The following is a 19,110-nucleotide window of genomic DNA, read 5'->3' as shown; positions in this document are numbered from 1 at the left end:
GGACCGCCGCATGCTCGGATTGCCCCTGACCTTCGCCGCGCCCCTGGCGCTCGCCGCGCTCCTCGCGCTGCCCGCCCTGTGGTTCCTGCTGCGGGTGACGCCGCCGCGCCCGCGCCGGATCGACTTTCCGCCGCTGGCGATCATGGCCGACCTCCTGCCCCGGCGCGAGACGCCCGCCCGTACCCCGCCCTGGCTGCTGATCCTGCGCCTGCTCGCCGCCGCCTGCCTGATCCTGGCGGTGTCGGGCCCCGTCTGGAACCCGTCCGGCACCGGGGCGGGAGCGGGCCGCACGCCGCTCCTCGTGCTCCTCGACAACGGATTCTCCTCGGCCCACGACTGGCGCGAGCGCCTGCGCGTCGCCACCGACGCCATCGAGGCGGCGGCCCGCGACGGACGGCCCGTGGCGGTGGCGGCGCTCGCCGAGCCCGCCGCCCCCCTGGACGCCAAGGTGCCGGCCGCCGCCCTCGAGCGCCTGCGCGCCATCGCGCCGCGTCCGCATCTCGCCGAGCGCGACGCCGCCCTGCCGAGCCTCGGCGCCTTCCTGGAGCGCAGCCCCGGCAGCGCGATCCTCTGGATCAGCGACGGTGTCGCCGGACCCGGTACGGACGCCTTCGGCCAGCGGCTCGCGGAGCTCGTGACCCGGCACGGGGCCGCCCTCACCATCCTGCGGGCGGACCGTCCGCCGGCCCTGGCCCTCTCGGCGGCGGAGGCCGGCGGGCGGCTCACCGCGCACGTGCTGCGCGCGAGCGCCAACGGCCGCGACACCGGCGTGGTCCGCGCCCTCGACGCGAAGGGCCTGCCGCTCGCCGAACAGGCCTTCACCTTCGCGCCCGACGGCACCGAGACCGAGATCGGCTTCGACCTGCCGGTCGAGCTGCGCAACGGCATCAGCCGCCTGGAGATCGCCGCCGAGCGCTCCGCCGGGGCCGTGACCCTGGTGGACGAGCGCGGCAAGCGCCGTCGCGTCGGCCTCGTCTTCGGCGGCACCAGCGACCAGGCCCAGCCCCTCCTGGCGCCGACCTATTACCTGTCCCGGGCGCTCGGCCCCTACGCCGACGTGCAGGAGCCGCGCGGGGCCAAGGGTGTCGCCGAATCCATCGCCCAGATGCTCGACGGGCAGGTCTCCGTCCTCGTGCTCGCCGATGTCGGCGCCCTCGACGGACCGACGCTGGACCGGGTCGAGGCCTTCGTCGATGCCGGCGGCCTGCTCCTGCGCTTCGCCGGTCCGCGCCTGGCGGCCGGCAACGATCCCCTGGTGCCCGTGCGCCTGCGCCGGGGCGGGCGGACGCTCGGCGGCACCCTCTCCTGGGACAGCCCGCGTACGCTGGCCGCCTTCCCGCCCGAGAGTCCCTTCGCGGGCCTGGCGCCCCCGGCGGATATCGGCGTGCGTCGCCAGATCCTGGCCGAGCCGGACGGCGACCTGCCCGGCCGGACCTGGGCCTCGCTCCAGGACGGCACGCCCATCGTCACCGCGCAGAAGCGGGGGCAGGGCCTCGTGGTGCTGTTCCACGTCACCGCCGACACCACGTGGTCGAACCTGCCGCTGTCCGGCCTGTTCATCGACATGCTGCGCCGGGTGGTGAACCTCTCCGGGGTCAAGGCGCTCCCAGCGGGCGACGCCGGCGCGCGGGCCACCGCGGTGCTGGCGCCGCGCCTCACCCTCGACGGGTTCGGAGCGCTCGGCGCGCCGCCGGCCGGCGCCACCGCCGTTCCGGCCGAGACGGCCGAGCGCGCGACCCTGGAGCACCCGCCGGGCTTCTACGGCCCGGCCGATGGCGGCATCGCGGTCAACGCCCTGCGCGTGGAGGACCGCCTGAAGCCCCTCGACCTCACGCCCCTGTCCGGCGCCCGGATCGGCTCCCTGGCGGGGGCCGAGACCCTCGACCTGCGCGCCACCCTCTTCACCCTGGCCCTGATGCTCCTCATCCTTGACACCCTCGCGGGCCTCTGGCTCGGCGGCTTCCTGCGGCGCGGACGCGGGCTCGTCTCGCGCCCGGCCGCGCTCCTCCTCGCCGGCATCGCCCTCGGCGCCCTCGTCGGCGCGCCCGTGCCGGCGCAGGCCCAGACGGCCGCGCCGGCGCGCGGGAGCGCGTTCGATTCCGCCCTCGCCACCCGGCTCGCCTACGTGATCACCGGCGACGAGGCCGCCGACACCGCGAGCCGCGCCGGGCTCACCGGCCTGACCCAGATGCTGGCGAGCCGCACCGCCCTGGAGCCGGGCGACCCGATCGGCATCGACCCGGGCAAGGACGAACTCGCCTTCTACCCGCTGATCTACTGGCCCATCGTCGCGGGGCGGCCGCAGCCCGGCGAGGCCGCGATCCGCCGCATCGACGCCTTCATGCGCAACGGCGGCACCGTGATCTTCGACACCCGCGACGCGCTGACCGCGCGCCCCGGCGGCCCGCCGACCCAGGAGGCGGCCTACCTGCGCAAGATGCTCGCCACCCTGGAGGTGCCGGAACTGGAGCCGGTGCCGGCCGACCACGTGCTGACCAAGGCCTTCTACCTCGTGGACACCTTCCCCGGCCGCTACGCCACCGGCCAGACCTGGGTCGAGACCCTGCCCCCGGCCGGGGAGGGCAGCGAGCGCCGCCCCGCGCGGGCCGGCGACGGCGTCTCGCCCCTCGTCATCACGAGCAACGACCTCGCCGCCGCCTGGGCCGTGGGCAAGCGCGGCGAACCGCTCTACCCCATCGTCGGCGGCGACCAGCGCCAGCGCGAGATGGCGTTCCGGGGCGGCATCAACTTCGTGATCTACACGCTGACCGGCAACTACAAGGCCGACCAGGTCCACGTGCCCGCGCTGCTGGAGCGGTTGGGCCAGTGATGGCCGGCCGCTTCGACGAACGCCCGAGGATGCGTCCCGAGACCTGGATTGTGATACTGAGAATCGATACTATATGAAGCTCAGTGGACGACACCGCTCGACCCTGGAGGCGATCTTCGCCGAACCGGTCCGGGCCGGCATTGCCTGGAGCGACATCGAGGCGATGCTGACGGCCTTCGGCGCCGAAATCTCGGAAGGGCGCGGATCGCGGGTCCGGATCGCGCTGAACGGTGTCCGGGCGGTGTTTCACCGTCCGCATCCGCAGAAGGAGACCGACAAGGGCGCGGTGAAGTCCATGAGGCGATTTCTGACCGAAGCCGAGGCGACGCCATGACGACCATGCATTGCAAGGGCTACGAAGCCGTCGTCGAATACGACGCGGACGCCGACCTCTTTCACGGCGAAGTCATCGACATGCGCGACGTCGTGACCTTTCAGGGCCGATCCGTCGATGAACTCAAGCAGGCGTTCTCCGACAGCATCGACGATTACCTGGCGTTCTGCGCCGAGCGCGGCGAAGAACCCGAGAAACCCTATTCGGGCCAGTTCGTCGTGCGGGTGGAGCCGGTCCTGCACCGCGCCGTGGTCTCGGCGGCCAAGCGGGCCGGGATCAGCCTGAACAAGTGGGTCGCCCGGACGCTGGAACGGGCGACGATATGATGTTGGCTCGGGAGGCCATCCGCCCATGCTGAGCCTCAGCTTCACCCCCCTCGTGCCCTGGCCGCTGCTCGTCGGCTTCGGCATTCTCGTGGCGGTGTTCGTCGTCCTGGCGTTCCTGGCGCGGGGGCGGACCGCGCTCCTGCGTGCGCTGGCGCTGGCGCTGGTCCTGCTCGCGCTCGCCAACCCCGCCCTGGTCCGCGAGGACCGAGAGCCGGTCAAGGACATCGCCGCCATCGTGGTCGACCGCTCGGGCTCGCAGGGGCTGGGCGACCGCCCGGCCATGACGGACGCGGTGCGGGCCGAGCTGCAGCGCCGCTTCGGCGCGCTGACCAACATCGAACCGCGCTTCATCGACGTGCCCGACTCCAAGGACGGCGACGAGGGCACGCGGCTGTTCACGGCCCTGTCCCAGGCCCTGGCCGACGTGCCGGCCGAGCGGCTGGCGGGCGTCGTCATGCTCACGGACGGCGTGGTGCACGACATCCCGGCCTCCGTGGCCGCGCTCGGCCTGAAGGGGCCCCTCCACGTCCTCGTCACCGGGCATCCGGACGAGCGCGACCGGCAGATCAAGCTCATCGAGGCGCCGCGCTTCGGCATCGTCGGGCGCGACCTCACCGTCCGCGCCGAGGTGATGGAGCGCGGCGGCACCGGCTCCGCCACCGTCACCGTGCGCCGCGACGGCGAGGAGGTCGGGCGCCGCACCTTCCCCACCGGACAGCCCTTCTCGCTGACCATGCGGATCGAGCATGGCGGCCCGAACGTGGTCGAGATCGAGGTGGAGCCGCTGCCCGGCGAACTCACCACGGTCAACAACCGCGCGGTCCTGCCCATCGAGGGCATCCGCGAGAAGCTGCGGGTGCTCCTCGTCTCGGGCGAGCCGCACCAGGGCGAGCGCACCTGGCGCAACCTCCTGAAATCCGACGCCAACGTCGACCTCGTCCACTTCACCATCCTGCGCCCGCCCGAGAAGCAGGACGGCACGCCCATCTCCGAACTGTCCCTGATCGCCTTCCCGACGCGCGAATTGTTCGTGCAGAAGATCAAGGAATTCGACCTCATCATCTTCGACCGCTACGCCAACCAGAGCGTGCTGCCCTCGGCCTACTTCGACAACATCGTCCGCTACGTCCGCGACGGCGGCGCGCTGCTCATCGCGGCGGGACCGGAATTCGCCTCCTCCGCCAGCCTCGCCCGCACGCGGCTCGCCGCGATCCTGCCCGGCGAGCCCAACGGGCGCGTGGTCGAGGAGCCCTACAAGGCCGCGCTCACCGGGACCGGCAACCGCCACCCGGTGACCCGGGCCCTGCCGGGCTCGGAGGCGTCGCCGCCGGCCTGGGGCGACTGGCTGCGCATCGTCTCGACCCAGGTGCGGCCCGGCATCCAGCCCATCCTGCAGGGGCCGGGCGCCCTGCCGTTGCTGGCCCTCTCGCGCGAGGAGAAGGGGCGCGTGGCCCTGCTGACTTCGGACCACGCCTGGCTCTGGGCGCGGGGATACGGCGAGGGCGGCCCCTATCTCGACCTGCTGCGCCGCCTCGGTCACTGGCTGATGAAGGAGCCCGCCCTGGAGGAGGAGGCCCTGCGCGCCCAGACCACGGGCCATGGCCGCGAGGTCCGCGTCGAGCGCCAGACCATGGCGGACACGGCCGAGCCCGTCACCGTCACCGGGCCCACCGGCGCGCAGCGCACGCTGACCCTGACGCAGGGCGAGCCCGGCCTGTTCGCGACGACCTTCGAGGCCACCGAACTCGGGCTGCACACCCTGCGCTCGGGCGCCCTGGTCGCCTTCGTGAGCGTCGGTCCGCCGAACCCGCGCGAGCTCGCCGACGTGTTCAGCGACACCGAGCGCCTCAAGGCGCTGGCCGAGGGCACCGGCGGCTCGATCCGCCGGCTCGCGGAATCCGGTGGCGGCCTCGCCGTGCCCCGCCTGCAAGCGGTCCGCGGCGGGCGTCTCAGCGGCGCCGACTGGATCGGCTTCCGCCCGAGCGACAGCGCCAACATCCGGGGCGTCGAGGTCTATCCCCTGGCGCTGGGCCTGTGGGCCCTGGCAGCGCTGGCAGGCGCCGTCCTGGCGATGTGGCTGGTGGAGGGACGCCGCGGCCGCGCGGCGTGAGGCCTGAGACCGGCTCCGGTCGATCGCTTCGGCGCAGTCCTCGCAACGCGTTCCTTCTCTGTCCAGGGAGGAGGATCGCATCTGGCAACCGATGTCGTTCCGGGGCACCGGAGGCGAGCCCGGACCCGAAGGGGGGCGCCAGCGGCAGGCAATTCGGAGCCGCCGTCGGCGCAGACTCTTGCAGACCCTGCGTTTCTGGGTCCCGGGCTCTGCTGCATAGCTCCGGGATGACGTCGCGTCGCGGGGCTTCGATGCCTCCGGGCGCCGTCGGCGATCGTCCTTCCGCAAGGGGGAGGGGACGCCGTTGTGGTTCGAATGCCGGATATCGCCAGCCGTCACAGCCGCGTTCGGGGAGAAGAGATCGATTGCGCGAGCGTCAACCTGCATCGACCTAGCGCTGCTCTCCTCCCCCTTGCGGGGAGGAGCCGGAGGTGGGGGTGCCAGCGCCTGACTTCGGACGTTGAGGCGCTCTTGGCGATCCGGTTCGGGGGAACTCAGAACCGGCGTGCTGGCACCCCCACCCTGGCCCTCCCCGCAAGGGGGAGGGAAGGCCGTTGTGTGTCGAACGCCGGATCTCGCCGGCCTTCATATTCGCGTTCGGGGAGAAGCGATCGATTGCGCGAGCGTCAACCTGCATCGACCTGGCGCTGCTCTCCTCCCCCTTGCGGGGAGGAGCCGGAGGTGGGGGTGCCGGCGCCTGACTTCGGACGTTGAGACGCTCCTGGCGATCCGGTTCGCGGGAACTCAGGACCCGCGTGCCGGCACCCCCACCCTGGCCCTCCCCGCAAGGGGGAGGGGACGCGGTTGTGGTTCGAATGCCGGATGTCGCCAGCTTTCACAGCCGCGTTCGGGGAGAAAAAACCGATCTCCCCAGCACGAACCCAAATCCATCCAGCACCGCTCTCCTCCCCCTTGCGGGGAGGAGCCGGAGGTGGGGGTGCCGGAGCCTCGCTTGGAAGGCTAGCGCACCCTTGGCAATCCGGTTCGCAGAAAATCAGGACCAGGGCGCCGGCACCCCCACCCCGGCCCGCCCCGCAAGGGCAGGACGATCGCAGATGGCAACCGCCGTCAGTCGTCTCGCCAATGCGAACCCATCACCCCGAAGCCGCCTGACCCCGGCAATCGCTCGAAGAACCGCGCGATCTCGGCCGCCGCGTGGTCCGGATCCTCCCGATGCGGGAAGTGGCCGACGCCCGCCAACGGGGCGAGGTCGAGGTCCGAGAAGGTTTCGCCGAGGCGGTCGGTCCAGGCGTAGGGGAACAGCGGGTCGGAATCGCCCCAGCGCACGCAGGCCGGGACGGCGATGGGGGGCAGGCGCGGCGCCTCGCCTCGGATCATCGCGAGGCGTCCCGCCTGTGAACTGACGTACCAGTTGAACCCGCCCTGGAGGTTTCCGGGGGCCAGGAAATTGTCCACGAAGGCGTCGAGGTCGGCGTCGAAGGCGGCCGGGTTGCCGCCGGCCCAGTGGCGCAGGAAGTGGCCGATATAGAGCCGGCAGCCCTCGCGCGATGCGCCGACCTGCGCCGCCGCGAACGGCGTCACGTGATAGGACTGGTACCAGATCTCGGCGAGCCTGTCGGGGGCGGCCAGGCGCGGGCCGATGCCGGGATAGGGGCAGTTGAAGGTGAAGAGGCCGGTCAGGCGCTCCGGCGCGGCCCGGGCAAGGGCCTGGAGCACGGAGGCCCCGACATCGTGCCCGACGAGACCGGCGCGCGCGAGGCCGAGAGCATCGAGCAGGGCGAGGATGTCGGCGGCATGGACCTCCGCGCCCGCCTTGTCGGAGGGGTCCGCATCCGGTTTCTCGCTGGCGCCGAAGCCGCGCAGGTCCGGGGCGATGAGTTCGAAGCGGTCGGCGAGGCGCCGCATCACCGGCTCCCAGGTCAGCCAGAATTCCGGCCAGCCATGAAGCAGCACCAGGGGCCGCCCGCGCCCGAGGCGGGCGACATGCAGCGTGACGCCGTTGGCCGCGATGGTCTCGTGTCGGATTGCCGTCTCGTCCATCGCGTCGATCCCCGCAGCGGCGTCCCGCGCTGGGGGGTCAACGCACGCGCAGGGCCGTGACGTTCCCCGAGACCGTCGCAGCCGCCCCGGGGGCGAGTTCGCGCCAGAGGAAGCGGGCGGGATCGACGGGGGAGGGCGGCAGGAGGCGGCCGGGCGGAATCGGCGAGAAGCCGAAGCGCCGGTAGTACGGCGCGTCGCCGATCAGGATCACGAGGCCGTGTCCGGCGGCGGTCGCGGCGTCGAGGCCCGCCGCCATCAGGGCCGCGCCGATGCCGCGCCCCTCGAAGCTCGGATCGACGGTGAGCGGCCCGAGCACGAGGAGCGGCCCGCCCGCCTCGGCGGGGCCGATCCGCACCGAACCCACGAGGTAGGTCGCCACCAGGGCGGTGAAGCAGAGGTCCGGCACCGGCCGCGTGCCCTCGCGCAGGCGGTAGGCGGTGCGGGCGAAGCGGCCGGGCCCGAAGGCGCGGGCATGGAGCCGTTCGATCGCCTCGGCGTCGCCCGCGTGCTCGTGCCGGATGACCAGGGGTAGCGCGGTCACGTGGCCCGGGCCGAGAAATCGATGCGCGGGTCGATCCAGGTGTAGATCAGGTCGGAGAGCAGGTTCACCGCCAGCCCGAGCAGGGAGAAGATGTACAGGGTCGCGAAGACCACGGGGTAGTCGCGCCCGACGATGGAGGTGAAGGACAGGAGCCCGAGCCCGTCGAGGGAGAAGATCGTCTCGATCAGCAGCGAGCCCGTGAAGAAGGCCGAGATGAAGGCCGCCGGGAAGCCCGCGATGACGATGAGCATGGCGTTGCGGAAGACGTGCCCGTAGAGCACCCGGCGCTCGGACAGGCCCTTCATGCGGGCGGTGAGCACGTATTGCTTGCGGATCTCGTCGAGGAAGGAGTTCTTGGTCAGCAGCGTCGAGGTCGCGAAGGCGCCGAGCACCAGGGCGGTGAGCGGCAGGGCCATGTGCCAGGCGTAGTCGACCGCCTTGCCCCAGAGACTCAGGGATTCGAAGTTCTCGCTGGTCAGGCCCCGGATCGGGAAGATCTGCACGAAGGAGCCGCCGGCGAACAGGATGATCAGGGCGATGCCGAACAGGAAGCTCGGGATCGCGTAGCCGACGATGACGATGGTGGAGGTCCAAAGGTCGAAGCGCGAGCCGTCCCGCACCGCCTTGCGGATGCCCAGCGGGATCGAGATCGCGTAGGAGATCAGCGTCATCCAGAGGCCCAGCGAGATCGACACGGGCAGGCGCTCGCGGATCAACTGCAGCACCGACACGTCGCGAAAATAGCTGTTGCCGAAATCGAAGCGGACGTAGTCCCAGATCATCTTGGCGAAGCGTTCGGGGGCCGGCTTGTCGAAGCCGAACTGCTGTTCGAGCTTCTTGATGAAGGCCGGGTCGAGGCCCTGCGCGCCGCGATAGCGCGCGTTGGCCTCACCGCTCCCGCTGCTGCGCGCGCCCCCGAAATCGCCGGCCCCGCCGGTGATCCGCGAGAGGCTGCCCTCGTTCTGGCCCTGCAACTGCGCGAGCACGCGCTCCACCGGCCCGCCGGGGGCGAACTGCACGATGGCGAAGGTGATGAGCATGATCCCGAACAGGGTCGGGATCATCAGGGCGAGGCGGCGCAGGATGTAGCCGAGCACGGGCGCTCCTCAGGTCCGGCCGATGCGCCGGGCCCTGGCGGCATCGTACCACCAGACGTTCGGCACGCCGAGATCGTAGGTCGGTCCCTTGGCCGGACGTCCGTAGACGTCCCAGAGCGCCAGCCGGTGATCGGCCTTGTACCACATCGGCACCCAGTAGCGCCCGGCCCGCAGCACCCGGTCGAGGGCGCGGGCCGCGTGGCGCATGTCGGCGCGGGAGGTCGCCTCGGTGACCCGCTCGATCAGGGCGTCGATGGCGGGGCTGGCGATGCCCGCGAGGTTGTTCGAGCCCTGGGTGCCGGCGGCGCGCGAGCCGTAGGCCTCGCGCAGTTCGGGGCCGGGGGTGAGGCCGCTGGCGAACCGGCGGGCGGTGAGGTCGAAGTCGAACTCCTTGACCCGGGCCTGGTACTGCGACGCGTCCACCAGCCGGATGCTGGCGCGGATGCCGATGAGCCCGAGGTTGCGGATGAAGGGCTGCGTCACCGGCTGGAACACCGGGTCGTTGTCGAGGAACTCGATCTCCAGGGGCTTGCCGGAGGGCAGGCGGATCACGCCGCCGTCGCGGGTGCAGCCGGCCTCCCGCAGGAGCGCGACCGCGCGGCTGAGGAGCGCCCGGTCCTGGCCCGAGCCGTCCGAGGCCGGCGGGCTCCAGGCCTCGCCGAAGACCTCCGCGGCGAGGTCGCCGCGCATGGGGTCGAGGAGGGCGAGTTCCTCGGGGCTCGGCCGGCCGCTGGCCTTGAGGTCCGAGTTCTCGAAGAAGGAGGCGGTGCGCAGGTAGGCGCCGTACATCAGGTTGGCGTTCGACCAGTCGAAGTCGAAGCACAGGCCGATGGCCTCGCGGACGCGGGGATCGCGCAACGCCTCGCGGCGGGTGTTCATCCACCAGCCCTGCGTGCCCGAGGGGCGGGCATCCGGCACGGTCTCCTTGCGGACCCGGCCCTCCTGCGCGGCGGGAAAGTCGTAGCCCGTGGCCCAGACCCGGGCCGTGAACTCCTCGCGGAAGGTGAAGGCCCCGCCCTTGAACGCCTCGAAGGCCACCTGCCGATCGCGAAAATACTCGTAGCGGATGGCGTCGAAGTTGTTCTGGCCGATCATGACCGGCAGTTCGGCCGCCCAGTAATCCTTGACCCGCTCGAACTCGATGAAGCGCCCGGGCTCCAGGCGCCCGACCTGGTAGGGGCCGGAGCCCAGCGGCGGCTCCAGCGACGAGGCCTCGAAGTCACGGCTCGCGTAGTAGCGGGCCGAGAACACCGGCAGGGTGGCCACGAAGAGCGGCAGGTCGCGGCTGCGGCCGGGGGCGAAGCGCAGCGTCACCGCGGCGTCGCCCTCCGGCACGACCTCGGCGAGGTCGCGGATCACCTGCGAGATCTCGGGGTGGCCCTTCTCCTTCAGGAGGGTCAGCGAGGCCGCGACATCGCGGGCGGTAAGGCGCGACCCGTCGTGGAAGCGCGCCTGGGGCCGCAAGGCGAAGCGGTAGCTCAGGCCGTCCTCGGACACCTCCACGCTGCGGGCGAGCAGCCCGTAGAGGGCGTCCGGCTCGTCGAGCGCCCGCACCATCAGCGAATCGAAGGTCAGGTTCATGCCGGCGGCGCCGTCGCCGCGCAGCACGTAGACGTTCAGGGTGTTGAAGGTGTCGGAGGCCTGGTTGCCGAAGGTGGCGGCGAGCTGCGCCGAGAAGCGCCCGCCCCGGGGCGCGTCCGGGTTCACGTAGTCGAAGTTCGGGAAATCGGGCGGGTACTTGAGGTCGCCGAAGCTCGACAGGCCGTGGCTGGTGCGGCCCGCCGCGCGGGCCGGGGCCGGCAGGACCAGTGTGGCGCCCAGCGCGCCGGCGCCGGCGACGACGGCGCGGCGGGTGGGGCCGGCGCTCACCGGGGCGCCCCGGTCTTGGCCGCGAGCGCCTCGTCGTACCACCAGGTGGTGGGGAAGCCCGAGCTGCCGTATTTCGGCAGCACCTCGGGGCGGCTGAACCGGTTCCAGCGCAGGGTGCGCGAGACGTTCGAGCCCCATTGCGGCACCACGAAATCGTGGGCCAGCAGCACCCGGTCGAGGGCCCGCGTCGCCGCCAGCACGCCCGGACGGTCCCGCGCGTAGATCACCCGCTCGATGAGCGCGTCGATGGCGGGGTCCTTGATACCGATGAGGTTGCGCGAGCCGGGCTTGTCGGCGGCGGCCGAGCCCCAGTACTCGCGCTGCTCGTTGCCCGGGGAGAGGGATTCCGGCCAGGAGCTCGTGGTGACGTCGAAGTCGAAGGACCGGATGCGGTTCTGGTACTGGGCCTGGTCGATCATCCGCAGGCTGCTGTCGATGCCGATGAGCTTCAATTGCGCCGCGAAGGGCAGCACCACCCGCTCGAACACGCTCTGGAACTCGAGGAATTCGACGGTCAGCGGCTCGCCGCTCTTCACGTCGGTCATGCGCCCGTTGCGGAGTTCGTAGCCCGCCTGCTTCAGGAGGCCGACGGCCTCGCGCAGGTTCGCCCGGACGGCGTCGGGGTTGCCGTTGACGGGATTGGCGTAGGGGGCGGTGAAGACACGCGGCGGAACCTTGTCCCGCACCGTCTCCAGGATCGCCAGTTCGTCCCCTTGCGGCAGCCCGGACGATGCCAGCTCCGAGCCGAAATAGTAGGAGTCGATCCGCTTGTAGAGGCCGAAGAACAGCGCCCGGTTCATCTCCTCGAAGTTCATCGCGAGGTTGAAGGCCCGGCGCACGCGCGGATCGGCGAACTTCCCCCGGCGGGTGTTGAAGACGAAGGCCTGCATGTTGCCGTTGCCGCGATCCGGGAACTCCTCCTTGATCAGGCGGCCCTCCTTCACGGCGGGGAAGCTGTCGTAGGCGGTGGCCCAGTTGCGGGCCACGTTCTCGGCCCGGAAGTCGAAGAGGTCGCCCTTCAGCGCCTCGATCAGCACGGTGGCATCGCGGAAGTACTCGTTGCGCATCGTGCCGAAATTGTTGCGCCCCGCGTTCACCGGCAGGTCCTTGCCCCAGTAATCGGCCACCCGCTCGTAGGTGGCGCTGCGCCCGGGCTCGAACTTCGCGAGGCGATAGGGGCCGGAACCCAGCGGGATTTCCAGGGTGGTCTGGGTCGGGTCGCGGGGCTTGCCCTGCGCGTCGGTGCCCGTCCACCAGTGCTTGGGGAGCACGCGCAACTGGCCGAGCACCTGGGGCAGCTCGCGGTTGCCGGCCTCCGAGAAGGTGAAGGTCACCTCGCGCGGGCCGGTGACGGCGGCCTTGGCCACGGTCTGGTAATAGGCGGCGTAGAACGGGCTGTTGGCCTTCAGGACGTCGAAGGACCAGACCACGTCCTCGGGCGTCACCGGCTTGCCGTCGTGCCAGCGGGCGCCCTCGCGCAGGCGGTAGGACACCGCCGAGAGGTCGTCGGCCAGCCGCATGCCCTCGGCCAGGAGGCCGTAGGAGGTGAAGGGCTCGTCGGCCGATTCCGTCATCAGCGTATCGTAGATCTGGACGATCCCCCCCTCGAGGTCGCCCTTCAGGCCCGACACGACGTAGTTGAAGTTGTCGAAGCCGCCCTGCGCGCCGAGGCGCAGGAGCCCGCCCTTCGGGGCGTTCGGGTCGGCATACTCGAAATGCTTGAAGTCGGGGCCGTATTTCGGCTCGCCCATCAGCGTGACGGCGTGCATCCAGGCGCCCTTGGGCGCGGTGGAGGCCGGATCGGGCGCGGCCCGGGCGGGCAGGGCCGGGGCCAGGACCACGAGGGCGGCAAGAAGGCGGCCGATCAGGGCTGTTCGCTTCACGGGCAGGCGGTCTCCGGATTCCGGGGGCCCGCCTCACCGGCGAGGGCCGGCCGACGTTCTAGGACGGACCGGCGGCGAACGCCAACCGGGCGCATGGGCGCAGCCGGGCGGTTCCGAACCCGCCTCAGGCGACGGCTCGGATGGAGCCGGCCGGGTGGCTCGGGGTGGCGTCCCGCTCCGGGGCGCGGACCGGAAGCGCGCTCGCCTCCTGGCTCATGGCGGTCGCCAGCAACTGCGCGCGCTTCGCCCAGAGGTCGCGCTCGTGCTGCATGGTCTCGAGGCGTTCCTCCTGGACGGCGAGCGTGATGCGCAGCTCATCCAGCGCGTTGCGCAGGTCGGTCGTCAGTTGGCGTTCCTGGGCGAGGGCGGTCCGCAGGACGCCGAGCACCGCATCGGGCCTCGGCGCGGGGGCGGCGTCGTTCCGGGATGTCTCGGGGGCGGGTGCCGGCGCGGGGGCCGGCTTGGCTTCCGCGCCGTGCCGCGCCTGCAGGACCTGGCCGGGTTGCGGCAGCTCCGCGCGAACGCGCGCCACGTCCATCCCGGCGCCCGCCGTGTCGGCCTTCGCGGGAAGATCCACGGCGACGGCCGCGGGGGCGGGGAGGCCTTCCTCGTCGAGCACGAGTTCGTGCAGCATGGCGAACACGGCGTCGCCGTCGAGGCGCGTCAGGTCGAAACCGCTCTCGGACGCGATCCCCTCCCAGCGCGTGCGGCCGGCATCGGATTGCCCGACGAAGGCCATGGACCAGTTCGTGAAGCTCCGGCCCTCGGCCGGGCCGCATTGCAGGACCGTCACGTCGCCGTGGCGCGGATCGCACTGGATGCGCTCGAAGGTGCTCTCGACCCCCTGCTGGGGGCCTTCCAGCACCTGCGCGAACGCGCCCGCGTTGAACATCAGGGCGCCGGTCACGTCGACCCGGGTGTTGTTGCGCTGGGACGCGGCGAGGATCTGCGAGACCGCATGGGCGATCTCGGCCTCCGATCCCTGGAGGAGGTTCTTGCTCGCGTAGACGAGGCGGTACAGGTCACTCACGACGGATGCTCCGGGGAAGCGCGATACGGGTCAGCGGTCGGCGGTCAGGAAGGCCAGGACGTCCGAGGCCGGGATGGGTTTGCTGATGAGGTAGCCCTGCACGTCGGTGCAGCCCTCCGCCCGGATCCGGTCCAGCTGGTCGGCCGTCTCGACGCCCTCCGCGACCGTGGTCATGCCGAGGCTGCGGCCGAGGCCCGCGATGGCGCGGATGATCGCCTCGCCGTCCCGCTTGCCCGAGAGGTCGTTCACGAAGGAACGGTCGATCTTGATCTTGTCGAAGGGGAACGAGCGCAGGTAGCTGAGGGACGAGTAGCCGGTCCCGAAATCGTCCATCGACACCCGCACGCCGAGCTCGCGCAGGCGGTGCAGGGTCTGCAGGGTCTTCTCGCTCTCGTTCAGGAGGACACCTTCGGTGATCTCCACCTCGAGGCGGGTGGCGGCGAGGCCGGAGGCGGCGAGGGCCGACATCACCATCTCGACCAGGCGCTCGCTCTTGAACTGCGCGGGCGAGACGTTCACCGCGACGGAGAGCGGGTCGGGCCAGGTCGCCGCGTCGCGGCAGGCCTGGCGCATCACCCATTCGCCGATGGGCACGATGAGGCCGATCTCTTCGGCCAGCGGGATGAAGTCGAGGGGCGAGACCATCCCGCGCGTCGGGTGCTGCCAGCGGATCAGCGCCTCGCAGCCGACGAGGCGATTGCCCTCCAGCTGCAGCTGCGGCTGGTAGTGCAGGGAGAACTCGCGGCGGGCCAGGGCCTGGCGCATGTCGAGTTCGAGCCGGCGCCGCGCCTGCATGCGCGCGTCCATCTCCGGCTCGAAGAAGCGATAGGTGCCCCGTCCGTCGAGCTTGGAGCGGTAGAGCGCGAGGTCGGCGTTCTTGAGGAGCCGGTCGGCATCGTCGCCGTCGGTCGGCGCGAGCGCCACCCCGACGCTGGCGCCGATGGTGAGGAGCTGCCCCTCGACCATGTAGGTCCGGCCGACGAGGTCGACGATGCGGCGGGCCAGCACCTGCGTATCGGCGCCCCCGCGAATCCCGGTCTGCAGGATGACGAACTCGTCGCCCCCGATCCGCGCCACCGTGTCGGTGAGCCGCACGGTCGAGCGGAGGCGGTCCGCGACCTTCTTCAGGAGGGCGTCCCCCATGGGGTGGCCCAGGGTATCGTTGATCGGCTTGAAGCGATCGAGATCGATCAGCAGGATCGCGCAGCCCTCGTTCGTCCGGTGCAGACGGCTCAGGGCTTCCCGAAGACGCTCGTGCAGCAGGAGGCGGTTGGGCAGGCCGGTGAGCGGATCCTGGCGGGCCATCTCCTCGGCCTGGACCTCGGCGGCCCGGCGCACGGTGACGTCCTCGAACGCGATGGCCCAGCGGCCGCCCGCCACCGGTTGCAGGTGGACCTCCAGGAGGTGCCCCGGCAGCGCCACCTCGAACGTGCTGGAGGCCTGCTGGGTGAAGGAGCGCGGGAGCCGGGCCCGCACCTCCATCCACCTGTCCCCGGCGTGGTTCCGGATGACCTTCAGGACCTGCCGCAGGGAGGAGCCTTCCGCGATCGGGACGGCCTCGCGGCCGATGAGGCGCAGGGTCTGCCCGGAGGCGAGAACGACGCGCCCGCGCTCGTCGATCAGCAGGAGGCCGTGGCGCATCTCGTCGAGGTAGGGCAGCAGGCCGGCGCCGCGGACCGGAATGCCCGCCATCGGTCCGGCATCGATCTCGATGGCCTCCCGGAGGGACGTCTCAAGCTGATTGCGGAGGGGTGCGGCCATTTCGAAGACATCCACTGCCCTGGCCAAAATCGCCTTAGCCGAGTTCGGGAGTTTGTGCCTCGCAACAACTAAATTTCTACTAAGCGCTGCACCCCGGAAAGCATTTGAATCTCGGTCGCAGGATGTCGTGCCTGCCGTCGAAGATTTCTTGGTGTTTCGCGGAGCTTTCCCTGTCCTATGTTAATCCGGGCGGTGAGGGTTTCCCGGCCTGCCCCGAAGCGCGTCCGGGTCCATAGCCTGCCCGGGCTCAAACCTCTGCCCCGGCTCCCGGCCTCGTCTCGGCGGGCCCGAACGAAAAGAGGCCGGGCAATGCCCGGCCTCGTGTTCTCGTCAGGGAATTGAAGCTTACGGCTGCGCGGGCTTCTCGGCCGGCACGGTGGTGGCCGGGGCGGCGGGCGCGGACGGGGCGGCCTGGATCGGGGTGTCGTCGGCCGGCTTCACGGACGCCGGCTTGTTGGCCTCCTCGCCCGCGACCGTGGGCTTGGCCGCCGTGCCGGGCACGTTGACCTCGGGCTTCTGGTCCTCGACGGGCTTGTCGGCGTTGCCGCCCTTCGGCGTCTCCTCGCGCCGGACCTCGGCGGCGGGCTTCGAATCCGGCTTCGGCTTGGCGTCGGCGGGCTTCTCGGCGGCGGGCTTGTTCTCCGCAGGCTTGGCATCTGCAGGCTTGGCCTCGGCCTTCTTCTCGGCGGCCGGGAGCGGGGCCGGGGTGTCGGCGAGGCTGTGGAGATACAGGATCACGTCGGCGCGCTCGGCCGGCGAGGAGATGCCGGCGAAGGCCATCTTGGTGCCCGCCGCGTAGCCCTTGGGGCTGGTCAGGAAGTGGTCGAGATCGTCGTAGGTCCAGGTGCCGCCCTTCTCCTTCAGGGCCGCCGAATACTCGAAGCCGCTCTCATGGGCCTTCTGGCGCTCCACGACGCCCCAGAGGTGCGGGCCGACCTTGTTCGGGCCGCCCTTCTCGAAGCTGTGGCAGGAGGTGCACTTCTTGGCGGCCGCCTGGCCCTTGTCGACCGTGGCGCTGGCCAGCCGGATCGGCAGGGGCTCCGCCTCGGCCACCGGCGCGGCGGCGGCGCCGGCCTTGGCCTGCGGCTCCGGCAGGGCATAGCCCGCCTTGCCCGGCGGTTTGGGATGGTAGATCAGCTCGGCGACGAAGCCCGACCCCACGGCGAACAGCAGCGCGCCGAGCGCGGCACCCGCGACCTTGTTCAGCTCGAAAGAGTCCATTCTCGACAACTCCGGTGCGGCCGGCCTGAGGGGGGAAGGGGTTCAGGGCGAAGTCCGGCGCCTGAATCCGGCCGGACTTTGGAAACGGTCGAGGGTGCATAGCCGCCGGAGCCCGACCTTGACAATGGCGGAGTGGGGGGTCGCGTCGTCACAGAGCGGCGGGTGTCGCCGCGTTCCCTCACTTCCCTTCGACGCGCGCGCCGCGATCGGGTTCCAGGCGGCGCCCTCACGCGTCGCGAGCCGACCCCGCCAGACGAGCCGGCGAGACGAGCCGGCATGACAACCCGGATCGCGGCTGTTAAGCACCGGCCAAACCGGAGCAGGGCCCCAGAGCGATGTCCGATCCCCTCGTCCTCATCCCCGCCCGCATGGCCGCGACTCGGCTGCCGAACAAGCCGATGGCGGATCTGGCCGGCGAACCCATGATCGTCCATGTCTGGCGCCGCGCCGTCGAGGCCGGCATCGGACCGGTGGTGGTGGCCACCGACACGCCCGCCATCGTGGAGGCCGTGGAGGCCGTGGGCGGCCTCGCGGTGCTGACCCGGGTCGACCACCCCTCGGGCTCCGACCGCCTCGCCGAAGCCCTGGAGATCATCGACCCGCAGGGCAAGCACGACGTCGTCGTGAACGTCCAGGGGGACCTGCCCACCATCGATCCGGGCATCATCGGCGCCGCGATCCTGCCGCTGGCCGACCGGACGGTGGACATCGCCACACTCTGCGCCGTCATCACCCACGAGGCCGAGCGGCGCGACCCCAACGTGGTCAAGCTCGTCGGCCACAGCGTCGGCACCCGGCGCCTGCGCGCCCTCTACTTCACCCGGGCCGAGGCGCCCTGGGGGGAGGGGCCGCTCTACCACCACATCGGCCTCTACGCGTATCGCCGGAAGTCGCTGGCGCGCTTCATGGCCCTGCCGCCGGGCGAGCTGGAGACCCGCGAGAAGCTGGAGCAGCTGCGCGCCCTGGAGGCCGGCATGCGCATCGACGCGATCGTGGTGGACGACCTGCCCCTCGGCGTCGACACCCCCGCCGACCTCGAGCGCGCCCGCGCCATCCTGACGGCCCGCCGCCTGAACTGAGTTCCCGGAAAGACCGATCGTCCATGTCCCAGGGCAGCCTGTCCCCGCGCACCATCTCCTATCAGGGCGAGCCCGGCGCGAATTCCCACATCCTCTGCGCCCAGGCCTATCCGGACTGGACCTCGCTGCCCTGCCCGACCTTCGAGGACGCCTTCGCGGCGGTGAAGGAGGGGCGCGCCGACCGCGCGATGATCCCCATCGAGAACTCGATCGCCGGCCGCGTCGCGGACATCCACCACCTCATCCCGACCTCGGGCCTGCACATCGTGGCCGAGCACTTCCTGCCGATCCATTTCCAGCTCATGGCCCTGCCGGGCACCCCCGTTCAGGCCCTGACCAGCGTGCACAGCCACGTCCACGCGCTGGGGCAGTGCCGCAAGATCATCCGGCGCCTCGGCTTGCGGGCCGTGGTGGCGGGCGACACCGCCGGGGCCGCCCGCGAGGTGGCGGAGGCCGGCGACCCGAGCCGGGGCGCCCTGGCGCCCGCCCTGGCGGCCGAGGTCTACGGCCTTGAGATCCTCGCCCGCGACGTCGAGGACGAGAGCCACAACACCACGCGCTTCGTGGTGTTCGCGCCCGAGCCCGAACCGGTCCGGCCGGATGCGGCCGCCGTCGTCACGAGCTTCATCTTCCGGGTCCGCAACATCCCGGCGGCCCTCTACAAGGCGCTGGGGGGCTTTGCCACCAACGGCGTGAACATGTCGAAGCTCGAGAGCTACATGGTCGAGGGCCAGTTCTCCGCGACCCAGTTCTACGCGGAGGTCGACGGCCATCCCGAGGAGCCGGGCCTCGCCCGCGCGCTCGCCGAACTCGGCTTCTTCTCGCGGGAGGTCCGCATCATCGGCACCTACCCGGCGCATCCCTACCGCGAGGCGAGCCGCGTCGCGGCCGAGTAGGCCCGGGGCGTCGGCCCTCCCGTCTTCGGATTCCGGCGCCCGCGGGCGCCTTCGCGTGCGCGGTCGAGAGCGTCCGTCCGTCCGGGCGCCGGGGTCCGACCGGAAATTCCGAGGTCAGCGTGAGCCCGAACG

14 protein-coding genes are annotated in these 19,110 nt (G+C 71.6%); 6 read left to right on the top strand and 8 right to left on the bottom strand.

Annotated features, from left to right (window positions below; genetic code table 11):
* Positions 1–10 precede the first annotated feature (10 nt).
* The 4 genes from OF380_RS04015 (at position 11) to OF380_RS04000 (ending at position 5,600) form a co-directional block, all read left to right on the top strand.
* Positions 11–2,830 carry a DUF4159 domain-containing protein gene (locus tag OF380_RS04015; protein WP_264049501.1) on the top strand — a complete coding sequence of 940 codons (2,820 nt, stop codon included), beginning with the start codon at positions 11–13 and terminating at the stop codon, positions 2,828–2,830.
* Positions 2,831–2,903: 73 nt separating this feature from the next.
* Positions 2,904–3,164 carry a type II toxin-antitoxin system HicA family toxin gene (locus tag OF380_RS04010; protein WP_264049500.1) on the top strand — a complete coding sequence of 87 codons (261 nt, stop codon included), beginning with the start codon at positions 2,904–2,906 and terminating at the stop codon, positions 3,162–3,164.
* On the top strand, positions 3,161–3,490 hold the full coding sequence (locus tag OF380_RS04005) for a type II toxin-antitoxin system HicB family antitoxin (RefSeq protein WP_264049499.1): 330 nt from the start codon (positions 3,161–3,163) through the stop codon (positions 3,488–3,490). The genes OF380_RS04010 and OF380_RS04005 overlap by 4 nt, the downstream gene beginning before the upstream one ends.
* A gap of 25 nt (positions 3,491–3,515) precedes the next feature.
* The gene (locus OF380_RS04000; RefSeq protein ID WP_264049498.1) at positions 3,516–5,600 is read left to right on the top strand and encodes a hypothetical protein; all 2,085 of its coding nucleotides are present in this window, start codon (positions 3,516–3,518) and stop codon (positions 5,598–5,600) included.
* Positions 5,601–6,668: 1,068 nt separating this feature from the next.
* Here OF380_RS04000 and OF380_RS03995 read toward each other — a convergent pair.
* The 8 genes from OF380_RS03995 to OF380_RS03960 form a co-directional block, all read right to left on the bottom strand.
* Positions 6,669–7,601: an alpha/beta fold hydrolase gene (locus OF380_RS03995; RefSeq protein ID WP_264049497.1), complete on the bottom strand. Its 933-nt coding sequence runs from the start codon at positions 7,599–7,601 to the stop codon at positions 6,669–6,671.
* A gap of 37 nt (positions 7,602–7,638) precedes the next feature.
* Positions 7,639–8,142 (bottom strand): GNAT family N-acetyltransferase, encoded by a 504-nt coding sequence (locus tag OF380_RS03990; RefSeq protein WP_264049495.1) that lies wholly within the window; start codon positions 8,140–8,142, stop codon positions 7,639–7,641.
* Entirely contained in the window at positions 8,139–9,239 is a 1,101-nt protein-coding gene (locus tag OF380_RS03985; RefSeq protein ID WP_264049494.1) for a microcin C ABC transporter permease YejB, read from the bottom strand. The genes OF380_RS03990 and OF380_RS03985 overlap by 4 nt, the downstream gene beginning before the upstream one ends.
* A gap of 9 nt (positions 9,240–9,248) precedes the next feature.
* Positions 9,249–11,108 (bottom strand): extracellular solute-binding protein, encoded by a 1,860-nt coding sequence (locus OF380_RS03980; RefSeq protein WP_264049493.1) that lies wholly within the window; start codon positions 11,106–11,108, stop codon positions 9,249–9,251.
* Positions 11,105–12,976, bottom strand: coding sequence for an extracellular solute-binding protein (locus OF380_RS03975; RefSeq protein WP_404810596.1), 1,872 nt, complete (start codon positions 12,974–12,976; stop codon positions 11,105–11,107). The genes OF380_RS03980 and OF380_RS03975 overlap by 4 nt, the downstream gene beginning before the upstream one ends.
* Positions 12,977–13,115: 139 nt before the next feature.
* The gene (locus OF380_RS03970; RefSeq protein ID WP_264049491.1) at positions 13,116–14,021 is read right to left on the bottom strand and encodes a BLUF domain-containing protein; all 906 of its coding nucleotides are present in this window, start codon (positions 14,019–14,021) and stop codon (positions 13,116–13,118) included.
* Positions 14,022–14,051: 30 nt separating this feature from the next.
* Complete coding sequence (locus tag OF380_RS03965; RefSeq protein ID WP_404810534.1) at positions 14,052–15,782, bottom strand: putative bifunctional diguanylate cyclase/phosphodiesterase; 1,731 nt, start codon at positions 15,780–15,782, stop codon at positions 14,052–14,054.
* Positions 15,783–16,127: 345 nt separating this feature from the next.
* Positions 16,128–17,003 (bottom strand): c-type cytochrome, encoded by an 876-nt coding sequence (locus OF380_RS03960; RefSeq protein WP_264049490.1) that lies wholly within the window; start codon positions 17,001–17,003, stop codon positions 16,128–16,130.
* Between the two features lie 335 nt (positions 17,004–17,338).
* Between OF380_RS03960 and OF380_RS03955 the strand changes: the two genes are divergently transcribed.
* Entirely contained in the window at positions 17,339–18,082 is a 744-nt protein-coding gene (locus OF380_RS03955) for a 3-deoxy-manno-octulosonate cytidylyltransferase (RefSeq protein WP_264049489.1), read from the top strand.
* A 38-nt stretch (positions 18,083–18,120) separates the two neighbouring features.
* Positions 18,121–18,978 carry a prephenate dehydratase gene (locus OF380_RS03950; RefSeq protein ID WP_264051176.1) on the top strand — a complete coding sequence of 286 codons (858 nt, stop codon included), beginning with the start codon at positions 18,121–18,123 and terminating at the stop codon, positions 18,976–18,978.
* Positions 18,979–19,110: the final 132 nt, after the last annotated feature.

The sequence above is a fragment of the Methylobacterium sp. FF17 genome (assembly GCF_025813715.1).
In the GTDB taxonomy this organism is placed as follows: Bacteria; Pseudomonadota; Alphaproteobacteria; order Rhizobiales; family Beijerinckiaceae; genus Methylobacterium; species Methylobacterium flocculans.
This window is presented reverse-complemented; position numbering and strand designations above follow the sequence as displayed.